The following is a 13,976-nucleotide window of genomic DNA, read 5'->3' as shown; positions in this document are numbered from 1 at the left end:
ACCCCCCCCCCGCCCCCTTCCCCCCGGGGTGGGGGGGCGGCCCCCCCCCCCCGGCCGCCCCCCCCCCCCCCCGCGGGGGGGGGGCGGGGCGGCCGGGGGGGGGGGGGGCCCCCGCGCCCCCCCCCCCCCTCGGGGGTTCGCTTCCTCGTCCTACTTGATGACGGTGATGCGGTCGGCCGCCGGCGGGGCGATCGGGGTCGCCGCCGTCGACCTGGCCAGGTAGGTGTTGAAGGCGTCCAGGTCGGCCACGCCGACGAGCTTGTTCTTGTGCTCCTTCAGCACGGTGAAGCCGTCACCGCCGCCCGCGAGGAACTCGTTCATCGCGACGCGGTAGGTCTTTGCGGGGTCGATCGCCGCACCGTTCAGCTTCACCGAGTCCACGACGATGCGGTCCGCGCCCGCCTTCGTCATGTCCAGGGTGTAGGTGAAGCCCTTCGACACCTGGAGGATCTTCGGGTTCGGGCCGTTGACCGTGCCGCTGACCTGCTGCTGGAGCGCGGTGATCAGCTGCGCGCCGGTGAGGTCCACGATGTTCATCAGGTTGTTGAACGGCTGGACCGTGTAGGACTCGCCGTACGTCACGACGCCGTCGCCCTCGTCACCCGCGGCCTTGTAGGCCAGATCGGCACGGATGCCGCCCGGGTTCATGATGGCCAGCTGCGCGCCGCCCTTGTCGGCCGGGGCCGTGGCCTCCAGCTGCGCGTCGGCGATCAGGTCGCCGAGCGGCTTCTCCGGGGACTCCGCGCCGCGGCCCGGGATGTCGGCGGAGATGTAGCCCATCGGACGGTTGGCGACCGGGGCCGCCAGAGCCTTCCAGCGGGTGATCAGCTCGGTCATGTCCGGGGCCTTGGGCACGTCCCGGCCGACCAGCTTGTTGACCGGCTTCGGCGCGGAGGCCGCCGTACGGACGATGTCCTTGGTCGCGCGGTCGTACGTGAGGGTGGTGTCCGTGAACAGGCGACCGTAGGAGGCGGCCGAGGTGACCGTGCGCGGGTTGCCCGCCGGGTCGGGGATGTTGCACGAGTACGCCTGGTGCGTGTGGCCGGTCACCAGGGCGTCGACCTTCGGGTCCACGTTCTTGGCGATGTCCACGATCGCGCCCGAGATGCCGGCGCCGGCGCCCGGGACGTCGCAGTCGTAGTTGTACGCGCCGCTCGCGGGCAGGCCGCCCTCGTGGATCAGCGCGACGATCGACTTCACGCCCTGCTTGTTCAGCTCGGCGGCGTACTTGTTGATCGTCTCGACCTCGTCGCCGAACTTCAGGCCCTTGACGCCCTCGGCGGTGACGACGTCCGGAGTGCCCTCCAGGGTGACGCCGATGAAGCCGATCTTCACGTCCCCCTTCTTCCAGATGAAGGTGGGCGACATCAGCGGACGCTTGGTCTTCTCGTCCGTGACGTTGGCGGCGAGGTACTTGAACTCGGAGCCCGTGAACTCCTTGCCGTACTCGAAACAGCCCTCGACCGGGTGGCAGCCGCCGTACTGCATGCGGCGCAGCTCGGTCTTGCCCTCGTCGAACTCGTGGTTCCCGACGCTGCTGACGTCCAGCTTGAGCTTGTTCAGCGCCTCGACGCTCGGCTCGTCGTGGAAGAGCCCGGACAGCATCGGGCTGCCGCCGATCATGTCACCGGCGGCGGCGGTGACGGAGTACTCGTGGCCCTTGCGGGCCTCGCGCAGGCCGGTCGCGAGGTACTCGACCCCGCCCGCGGGTATGGCTTTGGTGGTGCCGTCGGCCTGACGCTCGGTCACGGTGCCGGAGGAGCCCTGCGGGGGCTCGAGGGTGCCGTGGAAGTCGTTGAACGACAGCATCTGCACATCGACGGTCCGGCTCTTGGCGGCCGCACCGCCACCACTCGCGGCTCCGGCCGGGAGGGCGGCGGCGACCATGGCTCCGGCGCCGGCCGTGACGGCGAGGGCGGTGAAGGTCAACCGGCGGGCTCGGCGGTGCCGTTGTGGCGTCGCTGACATTTAATCCCCTTTGTGGACAGCGATACTGCTTGGGAGGTCCGCCGCAGCCTATTGTCAACGCGCGTAGCACGACAGGGGGGAACGGGTATCGAGCTGGTTACGTGCAGAAGACGGACCGACTCCGTGCCCGCCCCCGCCGGGCGCCCGCGACGGTCGTAGGCTCATGACATGACTGACGCAGCAGCGGCCCTGGAGCCGGGACGGCAGATTCAGACCCTCGACGAGCTGACGGAGGAACAGGCCGAAGCCGTGCTCGCCCTGATCGAGGAGGCGGCGCGCACCGACGGCACCACCGCCGTCTCCGAGCAGGGCCGGCTCCAGCTGCGCGGCGGGCCGCGCGAGGGCATCCGGCACTTCCTGCTCACCGACGGCGGCCGACTCGCCGGATACGGGCAACTGGAGGACACCGACCCGGTGGAGGCCCCGGCCGCCGAGCTGGTCATCCACCCGGCGCTGCGCGGACGCGGCCACGGGCGGGCGCTGGGCACGGCCCTGCTGGCCGCCTCCGGCAAGCGGATCCGGGTGTGGGCGCACGGGGGCAAATCGGCCGCCCGGCACCTCGCCCAGGTCCTGGGCCTGACCCTCTTCCGCGAACTGCGCCAGCTCCGCAGGCCCCTGGGCTCGGGCGCCGCCCCGCTGCCGGAGCCGGTGCTCCCGCCCGGGGTTTCCATCCGCGCCTTCGTCCCCGGCGCGGACGACACCGCCTGGCTCGCCGCGAACGCGGCCGCCTTCGCCCACCACCCCGAGCAGGGCGCGCTGACCCAGCGGGACCTCAACGACCGGATCGCGCAGCCGTGGTTCGACCCGAAGGGCTTCTTCCTCGCGGAGCGGGACGGCGAGCTGGTCGGCTTCCACTGGACCAAGGTCCACCGGGCGGAACAGCTGGGCGAGGTCTACGTCCTGGGCGTCCGCCCCGGCGCCCAGGGAGGCGGCCTCGGCAAGGCCCTGACGGCCATCGGCCTCCACCACCTGGCAGATTCCGGGCTGCCGACGGCGATGCTGTACGTCGACGCGGACAATCCGGCGGCGCTGGCGGTGTACGAGGGCCTCGGCTTCACCACGCACGAGGTGGACCTGATGTACCGCACCGAAAGCTGAACCGTCTCCCGCCGGTCCCCCTGGGGCTCCGCCCCGGACCCCGCTCCTCAAGCGCCGGAGGGGCTGGTTTTGCCTCCGGCAGCACTTGAGGCCCGGGGCAGAGCCCCGATCCTTGAGCCGCACCGGCCCACCCAGCCGAGCCACATCCAGCCCCTCCGGCACTTGAGGAGCGGGGCACGGGGCAGAGCCCCGATCCTGGACCCGCACCGGCCCACCCAGCCAAATCCAGCCCCTCCGGCACTTGAGGAGCGGGGCACGGGGCAGAGCCCCGATCCTGGACCCGCACCGGCCCATCCAGCCGAGCCACATCCAGCCCCTCCGGCGCTTGAGGAGCGGGGCACGGGGCGGAGCCCCGGTCTTTGAGGCGCACCCGCGCACTCAGGCGGGCGCAACCGGCCCCGCCGGCGGGGCGCGGGGCGGAGCCCCGGTCTTTGGGGCGCGCCGGGCCATATCCACAGCCGGGAAGCCACGCGCCATTCACCGGGCATTAATACGCGCTTGCGACTCTCCCCCCATGCAGCCCCGGCAGCCCCGCCTCCGCCTGACGGCCGACACTTCCGACGCGCCTGTCCTCCCCCGCGCGCGGAAGAATGGAGTCATGAGCCACCAGCCCAGCGCCGGCCCCACCGAGGTCCCCGCCCAGCACCCGTCTCACACTGCCACCGCCGCGGCAGCAAACGGCACGGTAACCGCCGGACCCACCCGCATAGGGTCCATCTCCGCGCACCGCCCCCTCGTCGACCTCGACCCCGACCTCGACGCCGACCTGGACGTCTACGAGGACAAGGACGGCGGCGAGCTCCCCCCGGGCCGCTTCCTCGACCGGGAGCGCAGCTGGCTCGCCTTCAACGAGCGCGTGCTGGAGCTCGCCGAAGATCCCACCACCCCGCTCCTCGAGCGCGCCAACTTCCTGGCGATCTTCGCGAGCAACCTCGACGAGTTCTTCATGGTCCGCGTGGCCGGCCTCAAGCGCCGCATCGCGACCGGCGTCGCCACCCGTTCGGCCTCAGGCCTCCAGCCCCGTGAGGTCCTCGACCTCATCTGGACCCGCTCGCGCGAGCTCATGGCCCGCCACGCCGCCTGCTTCCAGCAGGACATCGCCCCGGCGCTCGCCGAAGAGGGCGTGCACCTCATCCGCTGGCCCGACCTCACCGAGAAGGAGCAGGCCCGCCTCTTCACGCTGTTCCGGAACCAGATCTTCCCGGTGCTCACCCCGCTGGCCGTGGACCCCGCGCACCCCTTCCCGTACATCTCCGGCCTCTCCCTCAACCTGGCCGTCGTCGTACGCAACCCCGTCAGCGGCCACCGCCACTTCGCCCGCGTCAAGGTCCCGCCCCTCCTCTCCCGCTTCCTGGAGGCCTCCCCGCAGCGCTACGTCCCGCTGGAGGACGTCATCGCCGCGCACCTGGAGGAGCTGTTCCCCGGCATGGAGGTGCTCGCGCACCACATGTTCCGCGTGACCCGCAACGAGGACCTCGAAGTGGAGGAGGACGACGCCGAGAACCTCCTCCAGGCCCTGGAGAAGGAGCTCATGCGGCGCCGCTTCGGCCCGCCCGTCCGCCTGGAGGTCGAGGAGTCCATCGACCCGGGCGTCCTGGACCTCCTGGTCCAGGAGCTGAAGGTCAACGCCTCCGAGGTCTACCCGCTGCCCGGCCCGCTGGACCTGACCGCCCTCTTCGGGATCGCCTCCCTGGACCGGCCGGAGCTGAAGTTCCCGAAGTTCGTCGCCGGCACCCACCGGGACCTCGCCGAGGTCGAGTCCGCGCACGCGCCCGACATCTTCGCCGCCCTGCGCGAGCGGGACGTCCTGCTGCACCACCCGTACGACTCCTTCTCCACCTCGGTGCAGGCCTTCCTGGAGCAGGCCGCCGCCGACCCGGACGTCCTCGCGATCAAGCAGACGCTCTACCGCACCTCCGGCGACTCCCCGATCGTGGACGCCCTGATCGACGCCGCCGAATCCGGCAAGCAGGTCCTCGTACTCGTCGAGATCAAGGCCCGCTTCGACGAGCAGGCCAACATCAAGTGGGCGCGCAAGCTGGAGGAGTCCGGCTGCCACGTCGTCTACGGGCTCGTCGGCCTCAAGACCCATTGCAAGCTGTCGCTCGTCGTGCGCCAGGAGGGCGACCAGCTGCGCCGCTACGCGCACGTCGGCACCGGCAACTACCACCCCAAGACGGCGCGCCTCTACGAGGACCTGGGCCTGCTCACCGCCGACCCGCAGGTCGGCGCGGACCTCTCCGACCTCTTCAACCGGCTGTCCGGCTACTCGCGCCGCGAGACCTACCGCCGCCTGATGGTGGCACCGCGGTCGCTGCGCGACGGTCTGATAGCGCGGATCGACAAGGAGGCCGACCACCACCGGGCCGGCCGCCCCGCCTCCGTGCGCCTGAAGATGAACTCGATCGTCGACGAGGCGCTCATCGACTCGCTCTACCGGGCCTCCCGGGCGGGGGTCCCCATCGACATCTGGGTCCGCGGCATCTGCGCGGTGCGCCCCGGAGTCCCCGGGCTCTCGGAGAACATCCGGGTCCGCTCGATCCTCGGCCGCTTCCTGGAGCACTCCCGGGTCTTCGCCTTCGGCAACGGCGGCGAGCCCGAGGTGTGGATCGGCAGCGCCGACATGATGCACCGCAACCTCGACCGCCGCATCGAGGCACTGGTCAGGGTCGCCGACCCGGCCCACCGCGCGGCCCTGGACCGGATGCTGGAAACCGGGATGTCCGACCTCACGTCCTCCTGGCACCTGGGCCCGGACGGCGAATGGACCCGGCACAGCACGGACGCGGACGGCCAGCCGCTGCGGCACGTACAGGAGATGCTCATAGACGCCCGGAGGCGCCGGCGTGGCTCAGCCAAACCATGACCCGATGGCACGGGCGGACGCGGGTGACGTGCTCGGCGCGTACCTGCGTTCGCAGGCCACCGCTTTCCTGCGCGGGCTACGCCTGCACGAGGAAAGCGGAGCCGATGCCACGGAAGGAAGCGATGCGGCGCGCAGCCTGCGGGGGGCTGCGCGCCGCATCAGCGGATCCCTGGCCACCTTCCGGGTGGTGACCGAGTCGTCCTGGGCGGACTCGCTGCGCACCGAGCTGGTGTGGCTGTCCTCGACCCTGGCCGACGAGCACGCGTACGCGGCCCGGCTGGCGCGGCTGCTGGACGCGCTGCACCGGCTGTCGGGGGCGCCCGAGGTCCCGGCGCCGCGCGGCGGAGCGGGCGCGCTCACGGTGGGCTCGGCCCGGGCGGGCGCGCTGCTGGAGCGCCAGCTGACCCTGGCGCGGACCCGCGCCCACTCGGCGACGCTGCAGGCGCTCGGCTCCGCCCGCTTCCACGCGGTGGCGGACGCGGTGGCGGTCCTGGCCTCGGAGGTCCCCCTGGACGCGGTCGCGGCCCGGGGCCGGGTCGCGGAGGTCCTCGTACCCCTGGCGACAGTGGCCGAAACCCGCCTGTCGGCGGCGGTCGCGGCGCTGCCGCCCGCCGAGGACGAGCACCCGTACAACGCGGACCACGACGGGCTCTGGCACGAGGTACGCCGCCTCCTGCGGGTCCACCGGTATGCCCAGGAGGCGCTGGGCGAGGACGTCACCCGGCTGGAAATCGCCGGTGAGGCCCTGGACCGCCACCGCGACGCCGCGGAGGCGGCGGGGGCCTCGGCGACCGCCGCCCGCACCCCCCGCATCGCCCCCGCCACGGCCTACGCCCTCGGCGTGCTGCACGCCGACCAGCGCCACGAGGCCGAGGCCGCCCGCCTGACCTTCAGGCACGTCTGGCTCCCGGCGCCCGTGCCGTCGGGAGTCACGCCGCGATAACGGCCGGATAACGGATGGTTACACCTGTGCGCCGACCCGCCCGAACGCACCGGGTCGTCCGCCACGGTTCACCGTCCGTTCACTCGGCCCGGTCGGCTGCTTCACCTGTTCTGCCTAATTTCTGTGGTGCACGGTGCGAACCGCCCGCAAGTCGAGCGGCTCGGCCGGGCACACCGACGTAGTCCTCTTCGCACGCCGCCCCGATACAGAAAGCGGCCGGCGGCTTCTGGAAGGAACACCCGAAAGTGAAGCTTCAGCGCAAGAACATGCTTCGTGCCTCCGCCCTTGGGGCGCTTGTCGTGTCCGGCGCCCTGGTCCTCACGGCGTGCGGCTCGGACGACAACACGAAGACCGCCGACGGCACGCCGAAGGCCTCGGCCCCGGCCGCCGGTGACATCAAGTGCGACGACGCCAAGGGCAAGCTCCTGGCGTCGGGCTCCTCCGCGCAGAAGAACGCGGTCGAGCTGTGGGTGAAGAACTACATGGCCGCCTGCCCGGGCGTCGAGGTGAACTACAAGTCCTCCTCCTCCGGTGAGGGCATCGTCGCCTTCAACCAGGGCACCGTCGGTTTCGCCGGCTCCGACTCGGCGCTGAAGCCGGAGCAGATCGAGGAGTCGAAGAAGATCTGCACCGGCGGCCAGGGCATCGACCTGCCGATGGTCGGCGGCCCCATCGCCCTCGGCTTCAACGTCTCCGGCGTGGACAAGCTGAACCTCGACGCCGCCACGATCGCCAACATCTTCAACGACAAGATCAAGAAGTGGGACGACGAGGCGATCAAGAAGCTGAACCCGGGCGTCACGCTTCCCTCCACCGCCATCCAGGCGTTCCACCGCTCCGACGACTCGGGCACCACCGAGAACGTCACCAAGTACCTCAAGGCCACCGCCCCCGACGCCTGGCCGTACGAGCCCGCGAAGAAGTGGGCCGCCCCGGGTGGCCAGGCCGCCTCCGGCTCCTCCAGCGTCGCCGCCCAGGTCAAGCAGGTCGACGGTGCGATCGGCTACTTCGAGCTCTCCTTCGCCAGCTCGCAGGGCATCAAGACGGTCGACCTGAACACCGGCGCCTCCGCCCCGGTCAAGGCCACCGGTGAGAACGCCTCCAAGGCCATCGCCGCCGCCAAGGTCTCCGGCACCGGCTCCGACCTGGCCCTGAAGCTCGACTACACCACCAAGGCCGAGGGCGCCTACCCGCTCACCCTGGTCACGTACGAGGTCGTCTGCGACAAGGGCAACAAGCCCGAGACGCTCGCCACCGTCAAGTCCTTCCTGAACTACGCCGCCTCGGACGCGGGCCAGAAGGTCCTCACCGAGAACGGCTACGCCCCGATCCCGGCCGAGATCAACACCAAGGTCCGCGCGGCCATCGCCTCGCTCGGCTAAATCCCTGACCCCGAGGTCCGGTCCGCTCCCCCGTCCGGGGGCGGGCCGGCCCGCGGGACCCTTCCCCTCCACCCGGGGGAATCCGGTGCACCGCCGCCAGGGGGCCTGCCCCCCACACAGACCGGAAAGACCATGGCTTCCACCACACCCACCCAGATAGACACGGCTCCGCCTGTCTCCAAGAGCGAGAGGTCCACCGGCCGCGCCGGTGACAAGATCTTCGCCGGGCTCTCCAAGGGGTCCGGCATCCTGCTCCTGGTGATCATGGCGTCGATCGCCGTCTTCCTCACCTACCGGGCCTCGATCGCCCTGTCGAAGAACGAGGGCAACTTCCTCACCACCTTCGACTGGAACGCGTCGGCCAACCCCCCTGTCTTCGGCATCGCCGTCCTGCTCTTCGGCACCGTCGTCAGCTCGATCATCGCGATGGCCATCGCGGTTCCGATCGCTGTCGGCATCGCCCTGTTCATCTCGCACTACGCGCCGCGCAAGCTGGCCGCCCCCCTCGCCTACGTGGTCGACCTGCTGGCCGCCGTGCCGTCGATCATCTACGGCATCTGGGGCGCCCTCTTCCTCGTCCCGCAGCTGAACGGGCTGAACCTCTGGCTCGACGAGTACCTGGGCTGGACCTACGTCTTCGAGAAGACCCAGGTCGGCGTCGCCCGCTCGCTCTTCACCGTCGGCATCCTGCTCGCGATCATGATCCTGCCGATCGTGACCAGCGTCAGCCGCGAGGTCTTCCTCCAGGTCCCGCGCATGAACGAGGAGGCCGCCCTGGCCCTCGGCGCGACCCGCTGGGAGGTCATCCGCATGTCGGTGCTGCCCTTCGGCCGCTCCGGCGTCATCTCCGCCTCGATGCTCGGCCTCGGCCGCGCGCTCGGCGAGACCATGGCCGTCGCGACCGTCCTCTCCCCGAGCTTCCTGATCTCGTTCCACGTCCTCAACCCGGGCGGCGGCACCTTCGCTCAGAACATCGCCGCGAAGTTCGACGAGGCCAACGAGTTCGGCCGGGACGCGCTGATCGCCTCCGGTCTGGTCCTCTTCCTGCTCACCCTGCTGGTCAACGGTGCAGCTCGCCTGATCATCGCTCGCCGCAAGGACTTCTCGGGGGCGAACGCCTGATGAGCCACGCACTCCAGGACCAGCGCCCCGCCCGGGCCCCCCGGTCCGTCGCCCCCGCCGGCCTGACCCGCGGCGGCCTGCCCCGCTGGGCCCCGGCCGGCATCGCGGTCCTCTCGGTCGCCCTCGGCACCGGCATCGGCCTCGCCTTCGACCTCCACAGCAAGATCCAGTGGGGTCTGCTCGCCGCCCTCCTGTTCGTCGGCATCACGTACACCGCCAGCGCGGTCGTCGAGAACCGCCGCCAGGCCAAGGACCGCGTCGCGACCTCCGTCGTCTGGGTCTGCTTCGTCCTCGCGGTCATCCCGCTGCTCTCGCTGATGTGGACCACGATCAGCCGCGGCATCAAGCTCCTCGACGGCAACTTCCTCAGCCACTCCATGAACGGAGTGACCAGCTTCGACCAGGGCGGCGGCGTCTACCACGCGCTGCTCGGCACGATCGAGCAGGTCGGCCTGGCCACCGCGATCGCGGCCCCCATCGGCCTGCTGACCGCCGTCTACCTGGTCGAGTACGGCAAGGGCACGCTCGCCAAGGCCGTCACGTTCTTCGTCGACGTCATGACCGGCATCCCCTCCATCGTCGCGGGCCTCTTCATCCTGACGACCTGGAACCTGATGCTCGGCTTCGGCCCCTCCGGCTTCGCCGGCGCCATGGCCCTGTCGATCCTGATGATGCCCGTCGTGGTCCGCTCCACCGAGGAGATGCTCAAGCTCGTCCCGAACGAGCTGCGCGAGGCCGCCCTCGCCCTCGGTGTGCCGAAGTGGCGCGTGATCCTCAAGGTCGTGCTCCCCACCGCCATCGGCGGTATCTCCACCGGTGTGATGCTGGCCGTCGCCCGTATCGCCGGTGAGACCGCGCCGATCATGCTGCTGGTCTTCGGCTCCCAGCTGATCAACGGAAACCCCTTCGAAGGTGCTCAGTCCTCGCTCCCCCTGTACATCTGGGAGCAGTACAAGGTCGGCAGTGAAGCCTCCTACGACCGGGCATGGGCCGCGGCGCTCGTCCTGATCGCCTTCGTCATGATCCTCAATCTGGTGGCCCGCGGCATCGCCCGCTGGAAGGCCCCGAAGACCGGTCGCTGACGCGACCAATGAAAGCGAAGTGACCCCTCATGGCGAAGCGAATCGACGTCAGCGGACTGTCCGCCTTCTACGGCAGCCACAAGGCCATCGACGACATCTCGATGACCGTTGAGCCCCGCTCCGTGACCGCCTTCATCGGCCCGTCCGGCTGCGGCAAGTCCACCTTCCTGCGCACCCTGAACCGCATGCACGAGGTCACCCCCGGCGGCCGCGTCGAGGGCAAGGTGCTCCTGGACGACGAGAACCTCTACGGCCCCGGCGTGGACCCGGTCGCGGTCCGCCGCACGGTCGGCATGGTCTTCCAGCGCCCGAACCCCTTCCCCACCATGTCGATCTTCGACAACGTGGCGGCGGGCCTGCGCCTGAACGGCTCCTTCAAGAAGTCCGAGCTCACGGACATCGTGGAGAAGTCTCTCCAGGGCGCCAACCTCTGGAACGAGGTCAAGGACCGCCTGAACAAGCCGGGCTCCGGCCTCTCCGGCGGCCAGCAGCAGCGTCTGTGCATCGCCCGCGCCATCGCGGTCGAGCCGCAGGTCCTGCTGATGGACGAGCCCTGCTCGGCCCTCGACCCGATCTCCACCCTCGCGATCGAGGACCTGATCGGCGAGCTGAAGGAGCGCTTCACGATCGTCATCGTGACGCACAACATGCAGCAGGCCGCCCGCGTCTCCGACCGCACCGCCTTCTTCAACCTCGCCGCGGTCGGCCAGCCCGGAAAGCTGGTCGAGATCGACGACACGGACCGGATCTTCTCGAACCCGTCCGTGCAGGCGACCGAGGACTACATCTCCGGCCGCTTCGGCTAAACCGGGATGTCGTAAGCGTCCTGCGGTGCTGCATGGCGGTGCCACCGCAAGGCGAAAGAAAGAAAAAGGGCCGGCTCCCCCTGGGTGGGGGGAGCCGGCCCGCTTTCGTTGGGGCACGGGCGCTCACGCTAGGCAGGGGAGGTGGAGGCGGCTCGTGACGGTCCGCACGGGTCCCCCGTACGAACTACGTGCATCCGCCAATGAGCGGGCGGCACGACGAAGGGCCCGGCTCCCCCACCGAGGGGGAGCCGGGCCCGCTTTCGTACCGCTGTCCTGCTGCCTAGCCGACGGCCAGGTTCACGATCCAGAAGCTCAGCGCGGCGACCAGGGCCGCGGCCGGCATGGTGATGAACCAGCCCAGGATGATGTTCTTGGCGACGCCCCAGCGGACCGCGTTCACCCGCTTCGTTGCGCCGACGCCCATGATCGCCGAGGTGATGACGTGGGTGGTGGAGATCGGCGCCTGGTAGAGGTACGACGCGGTGTACATGATCGACGCGCCCGTCGTCTCGGCGGCGAAGCCCTGCGGCGGGTCGAGTTCGATGATCTTGCGGCCGAGGGTGCGCATGATGCGCCAGCCACCCGCGTACGTACCCAGCGAGAGCATCACCGCACACGCGACCTTGACCCACACCGGGATCGGGTCGCCGGAGTTCTGCACATCGGCGATGACCAGGGCCATCACCACGATGCCCATGGTCTTCTGGGCGTCCTGGAGGCCGTGGCCGAGGGCCATGGCGGCCGCCGAGACGGTCTGGGCGATCCGGAAGCCGCGCTTGGCCTTGTGCGGGTTGGCCCTGCGGAAGAGCCACATGATCGCGACCATCACCAGGTAGCCCACGACCAGGCCGACGATGGGCGACAGGAACATCGGGATGACGACCTTCTCCAGCACCCCGTGCCAGATGACGCCGATCCCGCCGGCCAGCGCCGCTCCCACCATGCCTCCGAAGAGCGCGTGCGAGGAGGACGAGGGCAGGCCGAAGTACCAGGTGATCAGGTTCCAGACGATCGCTCCGACCAGCGCGGCGAAGAGGATCCACATCCCCTTGTCGCCGTGCGGCGTCTCGATGAGCCCCTTGCTGACCGTCTTGGCGACCCCGCTGCCCAGGAAGGCACCGGCGAGGTTCATCACGGCCGCCATCGCCAGGGCGGCGCGCGGGGTCAGTGCCCGCGTCGAAACCGACGTCGCGATCGCGTTCGCGGAGTCGTGAAAACCATTCGTATAGGTAAAGCCGAGCGCGACCCCGATGGTCACGACCAGAGCGAAGGTGTCCACGAGGTTCAGGACTCCTTGACCGCGATGGTCTCCACCGTGTTCGCGACGTGCTCGAAGGCGTCGGCCGCCTCTTCGAGCACGTCGACGATCTGCTTGAGCTTCAGCACCTCGATGGCGTCGTACTTGCCGTTGAAGAGCTGCGCGAGGAGCTTGCGGTGGATCTGGTCGGCCTGGTTCTCAAGACGGTTGACCTCGATCCAGTACTCGGTGAGGTTGTCCATCGTCCGCAGGTGCGGCATGGCCTCGGCGGTCAGCTCGGCCGCGCGCGCCAGCACCTCGATCTGCTGCTCGACGCCCTTGGGGAGCTCCTCCACGTTGTAGAGGACGACCAGGTCGACGGCCTCCTCCATGAAGTCCATGATGTCGTCGAGCGACGAGGCCAGGCTGTAGATGTCCTCGCGGTCGAAGGGCGTGATGAACGAGGAGTTCAGCTGGTGGAAGATCGCGTGGGTCGCGTCGTCCCCGGCGTGCTCCGCAGCCCGCATCCGCTCCGCGATCTCGGCCCGGGCGGAGGAGTCCGCTCCGAGCAGTTCCATCAGGAGCTTGGAGCCCGTGACGATGTTGTCCGCGGATGCGGCGAACATGTCGTAGAAGCTCGTCTCCCTGGGGGTCAGACGAAATCGCACGTGAGGTCCTCGGGGTGCATTGGATTCGGTCAGGCTGATGCTAGGCGCATCCCCCGGCCACGGCTAACCGGCGGTTCCCCAGTGTCCTCCATCAGGCAGAGTGAGGACCACGGACCCCTGTCCCTTCGATGGGAGCCCGGTACCCTATACCCATGAGGGGTATAGCCCTCATGGGTATACCCCTCATTCCCGACCCACGGACCACTGACCACGGGAGGACCCATGACGACCATCGAGACAGAGGGCTCCGGAGCCGTCCACGGCTACCACCACCAGAAGGACGAGCACCTCAAGCGACTGCGCCGGATCGAGGGCCAGATCCGCGGCCTCCAGCGGCTCGTCGACGAGGACGTCTACTGCATCGACATACTCACCCAGGTCTCGGCGAGCACGAAGGCCCTCCAGTCCTTCGCCCTCCAGCTCCTGGAGGAACACCTCCGCCACTGCGTGGCCGACGCGGCCCTCAAGGGCGGCACCGAAATCGACGCCAAGGTGGAAGAGGCCACGAAGGCCATCGCCCGCCTGCTGCGTACGTGACGCGCCCGCCTGTGGCCGCACCCGCGCACTCAGACGGGCACATCCAGCCTCGCCGGCGTTTGAGGCGCGGGGTCCGGGGCAGAGCCCCAGAACACGGCGCGTCAGCCGCCCGCCAACCCCAGGAGCACCTCGTCGATCCGGTCCAGACTCAGCCGATCCTCATCCGCCGCCGAAGCGGCGATGATCAGCTCACCGCACAACTCGATCTCGGCGAGCGCCACGTGGTCCTGCACCGTCGTACCGCCAGCGGGAGTCACGCGTGTCACC

12 protein-coding genes are annotated in these 13,976 nt (G+C 70.0%); 8 read left to right on the top strand and 4 right to left on the bottom strand.

Annotated features, from left to right (window positions below):
- Positions 1-150 precede the first annotated feature (150 nt).
- Positions 151-1,968, bottom strand: a complete 1,818-nt coding sequence (locus ACGFYU_RS36730; RefSeq protein WP_393831645.1) for a bifunctional metallophosphatase/5'-nucleotidase — start codon at positions 1,966-1,968, stop codon at positions 151-153.
- Between the two features lie 168 nt (positions 1,969-2,136).
- Between ACGFYU_RS36730 and mshD the strand changes: the two genes are divergently transcribed.
- From mshD to pstB, 7 genes are all read left to right on the top strand, one after another.
- Positions 2,137-3,066: a mycothiol synthase gene (gene mshD, locus ACGFYU_RS36725; protein WP_393831644.1), complete on the top strand. Its 930-nt coding sequence runs from the start codon at positions 2,137-2,139 to the stop codon at positions 3,064-3,066.
- A 598-nt stretch (positions 3,067-3,664) separates the two neighbouring features.
- Positions 3,665-5,932, top strand: a complete 2,268-nt coding sequence (locus tag ACGFYU_RS36720; protein ID WP_393831643.1) for an RNA degradosome polyphosphate kinase — start codon at positions 3,665-3,667, stop codon at positions 5,930-5,932.
- Positions 5,933-5,936: 4 nt separating this feature from the next.
- A complete protein-coding gene (locus ACGFYU_RS36715) occupies positions 5,937-6,875 on the top strand; it encodes a CHAD domain-containing protein (protein WP_393831642.1) in 939 nt (312 codons plus the stop codon).
- 245 nt (positions 6,876-7,120) lie between these two features.
- Entirely contained in the window at positions 7,121-8,257 is a 1,137-nt protein-coding gene (gene pstS, locus ACGFYU_RS36710; RefSeq protein WP_393831641.1) for a phosphate ABC transporter substrate-binding protein PstS, read from the top strand.
- A gap of 132 nt (positions 8,258-8,389) precedes the next feature.
- The gene (gene pstC / locus ACGFYU_RS36705) at positions 8,390-9,379 is read left to right on the top strand and encodes a phosphate ABC transporter permease subunit PstC (RefSeq protein WP_393831640.1); all 990 of its coding nucleotides are present in this window, start codon (positions 8,390-8,392) and stop codon (positions 9,377-9,379) included.
- A complete protein-coding gene (gene pstA, locus ACGFYU_RS36700) occupies positions 9,379-10,461 on the top strand; it encodes a phosphate ABC transporter permease PstA (RefSeq protein ID WP_393831639.1) in 1,083 nt (360 codons plus the stop codon). The genes pstC and pstA overlap by 1 nt, the downstream gene beginning before the upstream one ends.
- Before the next feature lie 29 nt (positions 10,462-10,490).
- Positions 10,491-11,267 (top strand): phosphate ABC transporter ATP-binding protein PstB, encoded by a 777-nt coding sequence (gene pstB, locus ACGFYU_RS36695; protein WP_382642909.1) that lies wholly within the window; start codon positions 10,491-10,493, stop codon positions 11,265-11,267.
- 280 nt (positions 11,268-11,547) lie between these two features.
- Here the strand turns inward: pstB and ACGFYU_RS36690 are convergent, their stop codons facing one another.
- Positions 11,548-12,546, bottom strand: coding sequence for an anion permease (locus ACGFYU_RS36690; RefSeq protein ID WP_393831638.1), 999 nt, complete (start codon positions 12,544-12,546; stop codon positions 11,548-11,550).
- A 5-nt stretch (positions 12,547-12,551) separates the two neighbouring features.
- Complete coding sequence (locus ACGFYU_RS36685; protein ID WP_384590821.1) at positions 12,552-13,172, bottom strand: DUF47 domain-containing protein; 621 nt, start codon at positions 13,170-13,172, stop codon at positions 12,552-12,554.
- A gap of 222 nt (positions 13,173-13,394) precedes the next feature.
- On the opposite strand from ACGFYU_RS36685, the gene ACGFYU_RS36680 reads away from it, so the two are divergent.
- Entirely contained in the window at positions 13,395-13,709 is a 315-nt protein-coding gene (locus ACGFYU_RS36680) for a metal-sensitive transcriptional regulator (protein WP_393831637.1), read from the top strand.
- A gap of 101 nt (positions 13,710-13,810) precedes the next feature.
- Here the strand turns inward: ACGFYU_RS36680 and ACGFYU_RS36675 are convergent, their stop codons facing one another.
- On the bottom strand, positions 13,811-13,966 hold the full coding sequence (locus ACGFYU_RS36675; protein WP_382643058.1) for a hypothetical protein: 156 nt from the start codon (positions 13,964-13,966) through the stop codon (positions 13,811-13,813).
- Positions 13,967-13,976: the final 10 nt, after the last annotated feature.

The sequence above is a fragment of the Streptomyces sp. NPDC048337 genome, assembly GCF_043201175.1.
Classification (GTDB): Bacteria; Actinomycetota; Actinomycetes; order Streptomycetales; family Streptomycetaceae; genus Streptomyces.
This window is presented reverse-complemented; position numbering and strand designations above follow the sequence as displayed.